Source organism: Paraburkholderia nodosa (genome assembly GCF_001718195.1).
GTDB lineage: Bacteria > Pseudomonadota > Gammaproteobacteria > Burkholderiales > Burkholderiaceae > Paraburkholderia > Paraburkholderia nodosa_A.
Genome location: NZ_MCNV01000061.1, coordinates 1 through 5,094, shown reverse-complemented (window position 1 = coordinate 5,094; position 5,094 = coordinate 1). Strand labels below are relative to the sequence as shown.

Below are 5,094 nucleotides of genomic sequence, written 5' to 3'. Positions count from 1 at the left end.
CATTGATAATGGCACCCATCGCACATTCAACGGAGGAACAGCAGTCTGCTGAGGACGGCGCAGCACGGTCCGTGAACAATCCGCCAAGATACTACGAGACAGCCTCCAGGCCAGACTCTCGGACATAGAGCGCGGCAGGTTCACACGACGGCACCCTGTAATGTGGTAGCCAACCCACGGATATCAGCCGGATCCACCGTCGACGTTACAGGCTGCGCCGCCCCCAGCAGATTCACCGAAAAGCAAAAGGACACTCACAACAGAGGCTTGCGTACTTGACTGCGAAAGTCATATCAGCATCTAATGCGACACACAACCGTCACGGATCCCAACATCATTGTTGGCATGCGGTCAGGCGCCTGAGCGCGTTGCACGAGGCAGCACCGTTGCGGCATGTAGAACCTCCACCGAGATCGACCGCAGCGGCGCCTCGTCAATGAAACGGTCCAGCAGTTCGCGCACGTCGTGGTCGATGAAATCGGCGCGGGTTGTGTCGACGATGAGAGTCGCCCGATCCGGGATATGCGCAAGCATCTCCTTGAGCGCCACCTTGCCGAGAAACGACACATCCTTGCGAAACGAGAGCAGGAAATGGTCGTCGTGTCGCGCGAGGGCAATAGGCCGATGCAGATTCGCCCACAACGCGAGCGCGGCGCTGCACAGCACGCCGAGGACAATTCCGGTGAGCAGATCGGTGGCGAGCACCCCGGCAATCGTTACAATGAATGGCGTGAACGCTGCCGCTCCCTGTTTCGCGAGCATAATGAACAGCGACGGTCTGGCGAGCTTGATGCCGGTATGAATGAGAATGGCGGCGAGACTCGCGAGCGGAATCAGGTTGATCGCATCCGTGAGCGCGAACACGCTGACGAGGAGTAGCACGCCGTGCACGATTGCGGAGAGCCTGCTTCGCGCGCCGGCGTGGACGTTGGCCGAACTGCGGACGATGACGGATGTGATGGGCAATCCCCCGATGGCGCCTGCCACCATATTGCCGACGCCTTGCGCTTTGAGTTCGCGATTCGGTGGTGCGGCGTGACGCTGCGGGTCGATCTGCTCGACGGCTTCGAGGCTCAGGAGCGTTTCTAGGCTGGCGACAACGGCAAGCGTCAGGGCGACGATCCAGATTTCTGGATCCACAAGGCGCGCGAAGCTCAACCCGAACTCAGCGAAATGCAAGGCGTCGTGGAGCGCCGCCAACGATTTGATGGCCGGCAACGCTACGCGGAGCTCAGGTGGCAACGCGAGCGTGGCGCCTAACGCGCCGCAAACCAGCGTCGCGCTTACGCCCGCAACTACGACGACAAGCGGCGCGGGCACGAACCGCACTAGGGCGAAGCGTCGCAATGTATGCGTGTCCCAGGCCGCAAGGATGGCCAGCGAGATGGCGGCTACAGTACAGACTATGGGCGAGATGGATGCAAGCGCGCCTGCCAACGATTCGGTGTTGCCGCCCGACGTCAGACCGACTGCGAGTGGAACCTGCTTGATGATCAGCAGCAGGCCGATTGCGGCGAGCATTCCCTTGATGACGGGTGTGGGGACATACGACGCGAGCTGCCCGGCTCGAAGCGTGCCGAAGCCGAACTGGATGGCGCCCGAGAGCAGCAATGCAATAAGGAATGCAGAGAAACTACCGAGACGCGCGATGCCGTCGACGACGATCACGACGAGGCCCGCGGCGGGGCCGCTCACACTGAGGGACGATCCGCTGAGCAAGGCGACGACGATGCCACCAACGATGCCAGACACCAACCCGGCTAGCGGCTCTGCGCCGGAGGCTTTTGCAATGCCGAGACACAACGGCAGCGCGACGAGAAAGACTACAGCGCCGGCTGCGAGGTCACGTAGAAGCGCAGAAGGGAAAGCTTTCGAAGTCATGACGGAAACGAAAAATAGTGAAGGGTGAATACCGCGACGGCGAAACTTGTGCGACTGCCATGTTCCGGTGAACGAGGTAAGCGGAGCGATCTGGAGCGGGTCAGACGGGGGCGATTGCCTTCCTTGTTTCAGGCCCGTAGCCCGACACGAGTTCGCGCATCTGGCCGTCGTTCAGTGAAAAGATCCAGCCGTGCACAAGGGGAGAGGGTGCACGCCCACGCACGAGCGGATGCTCGCGCAGCAGGCGTACCTGTTCGAGTACATTAAGTTCGACGAGCCGGTTGATGCGTGCCTCTTCCGATGGCAGGCGAGCGAGCGCCGCGTGATGCGTGTGTGCGAGTGCGCAAAGCGGCCTGATGTGGCGGTTGAAGTGCGGCGAGGCATCGGCTGGCGGAAGTAGCGAGGCGCGCACGCCCCCGCATCCGTAATGCCCGCAGACAATGATGTGCGCGACCCGCAGCTCACACACCGCATATTCGAGCACGCTCATGGTGTTGTCGTCATCAACATGAAAAAGGTTAGCGATGTTGCGATGAACGAATAGATCCCCCGGCGCGCACTGGGTGATGGTTTCGACGGGTACGCGGCTATCTGAGCAGCCAATCCAGAGCACTTGCGGTTTCTGCCCCATGGCTAGCGCGCGAAACAAGTTTGGTTCGCGCCGTCCGATTTCCTGGGCCCACGCGACATTGGCGACGAGCATGCGTTTTGGAAGATTCACGAGTCGAGACTCCAATCAGGTCGTTGGCTTCGATCAATGCTTGCGAATAGCCTTCTATCAAAAAAATGGGTCGTTCCAAAATGACGCTGGACGACGCCAATACGTGGCGCGGACTTCGCGGTCACCCGTCAATCAACCAACCCAGTGCACTCGGCCGCCGCCAGGATACCCTAGCAGGCCGCTGGAATACAGCCCAACGGAGACGGCCTTGTTCCGCTTACGCGGTTCCTGCCGAAAATTTTTCTGATTGCGCAATCTCAACGCGAATTCAACGTTGTTTTGGCGGTTTGAGGCTACTTTTTTGGCCTCATTGCCGCTTTCCCGCCACTATGGACGCACCCGTGCCAGCGATCGCATGCGCACAAGGTTGTAGGCCGCCATATTCAACACGAACATCTGGTCCACCTTCTTCAAGCCACGCACCATCACCTGGCGCATGCGCCCCACGGTCTTGGCCCTGCCGAAACCCTGTTCAATCAACTTGCGCTTTTGCTCGAAATGGCGTAGCCCACGCTCGAGGCAATCGCATCGTGCACTGCCGAACGCCGCCCCGAGGTGTTTTGCGCAACGTGCGGCGTGACCTTCATCTGCTGGCGCGCCTCGACGAATTCCTGTGCGTCGTAGCCCTTGTCTGCACCCAGCGTGATTTCCGCGCGCGGATCCTCTGCCGCCTGCCGTACGTCGTGGATCATGATCTTGGCCGCTTCACGCTCGGCATGACCGTCGGCGCGTGTCACGCGTGCGTTGACCACCAGGCCGTGCCGGTTGTCCGTTAGCGTATGGCCCATGTAACTCAATTCGCTGGCCGTTTTGCCTTTTCGATAGAGCTTCGCATCGGGGTCGGTCTTCGACTGATGTGTCTCGTTGCTGCGTTTCTCGCTTTTGCAGTCGCCCGCGCCGCCACCATCGTTGTCCTGATCGTCGCCGTTCTTGCGTACAAAACTCTTGTGTCCGACCCACGCCTGGATTAGGGTGCCGTCCACGCTGAAATGCCCGCCCGAGAGCAGACACTTCTTCCCGGCGATGGACACCCCTTCGTTGAAGAATTCGATCACGGCGTCGTGCTCGATCAGACGCTCGCGGTTTCTCGTAAAGACCGTGGGCACCCACACCTCGTCGTCCATCGCCAGGCCAATGAACCAACGAAACAGCAGGTTGTACTGCACCTGCTCCATCAGCTGGCGCTCTGAGCGGATGCTGAAAAGCGCCTGAATCAGCATGGCTCGCAGCAACTTCTCTGGCGCGATGCTCGGCCTCCCGCCCTTTATGTCCGCTTCGTACATCTGGGCGAACAGTCGATCCATCTTCGCCAGCGCTTCATTCGCCATCACGCGGATCGAACGCAACGGATGCGACTTGGGGACGAAGTCGTCCAGCTTGCACATGGAAAACAGACTCTCGGTGAATGTGTCGGCGCTGACGCCATGCCGACTGCCATTTGCCATCGTCCCGGCAGAAGATTCTTCCATGATGGCGATCTCATACAGTTTTTGCGCCGACAGATGGTGTTGAGCTTGATGAGAATTGCGATGCATTTCATTCCAGTCATTAAGGTTTGCATAACAGAATTCAGTCTACCCGGTATTTTAGATGAGTCATCGTGTCGCAATTGTGTCGTCAAATACGTTAGGCTACCCCGTCCATTGTTTGAACGGAACCATGCGTTGCCTCAGTAGGCGCATAGATTTGCGCACATCTTTTATACCGACTGTGCTTCAGATGCATTGATAAAATGCAGCAAACAGACCTCAATAGGACCTACGCCATAGACATAAGTGCAGGCATAAATTAATTTGATGACGTACTTCTCAGTAGTCTCGCTTACCGCGTGGCATTATTTGCGCTCGGCTGGTTCCGATTATTGGGTGTGCGCAACAAAGTTCGGTGCATGTTGCGGTGGCAGTGCGATGAGTCCGCGTCGATAAAGGACTGCTAACCGGTTTGGTCGCGGATCGATCATATTGGCATTGTCGCGTTGCTGGGATGGTCGAGTAAAATCGTGGGATGAAGGGTTCTGGTTCAAATAGGTAGGATAGCTTATTGATCAAACAGGACCGCATTCCATACGGTGGGCGCAGCGGCCTCCTTGAGGCCGAGCTTCGCGAGATCGGAGTGCTATCCAGCGAAACCGCGTCGATCCTGATGCGAACGATCTGTGCACGCTGCAATTCCGTGAACACGCGACGCAGCACGTCACTTCTGGACCAGCGGTTCATCCGCGTGTAAATCGTATGCCATCTACCGAAGCGCTTCGGCAGTCCACGCCACTTGCAGCCGTGCTCGGCGACATAAAGATCGCATTGCACTTGCAGGTTCGTCAGACTGACTGTTGCCACGCTGTCGTGGCAGACAATGCTCGATCCGTTGATAATTGGGCTTCGGTGATTTCCATCGCCAGAGTGGACGATCAAACGACATTAGCGTGAACACGCCATAGGACCACTTGTCCACCGGGGCCACGTCACCATCCTTGCCTGTTCGCAGATCTTGCT

The 5,094-nt window shown here is 58.4% G+C and carries 2 protein-coding genes and 2 pseudogenes; all 4 read right to left on the bottom strand.

Annotated features, from left to right (window positions below):
• Positions 1 to 351: 351 nt before the first annotated feature.
• Positions 352 to 1,881, bottom strand: a complete 1,530-nt coding sequence (locus tag BFD71_RS38530) for a SulP family inorganic anion transporter (protein ID WP_069269407.1) — start codon at positions 1,879 to 1,881, stop codon at positions 352 to 354.
• A gap of 100 nt (positions 1,882 to 1,981) precedes the next feature.
• The gene (locus tag BFD71_RS38525) at positions 1,982 to 2,602 is read right to left on the bottom strand and encodes a carbonic anhydrase (protein WP_069269406.1); all 621 of its coding nucleotides are present in this window, start codon (positions 2,600 to 2,602) and stop codon (positions 1,982 to 1,984) included.
• A 327-nt stretch (positions 2,603 to 2,929) separates the two neighbouring features.
• Positions 2,930 to 4,047: pseudogene (locus BFD71_RS38520) on the bottom strand (IS5 family transposase).
• A 660-nt stretch (positions 4,048 to 4,707) separates the two neighbouring features.
• Positions 4,708 to 5,020, bottom strand: a pseudogene (locus BFD71_RS40170) (transposase); the annotation flags it as partial.
• Positions 5,021 to 5,094: the final 74 nt, after the last annotated feature.

Coding starts and splice junctions, on each gene's coding strand:
- BFD71_RS38530 (WP_069269407.1), bottom strand. CDS start 1,881: ATGACTTCGAAAGCTTTCCCTTCTGCGCTTCTACGTGACCTCGCAGCC.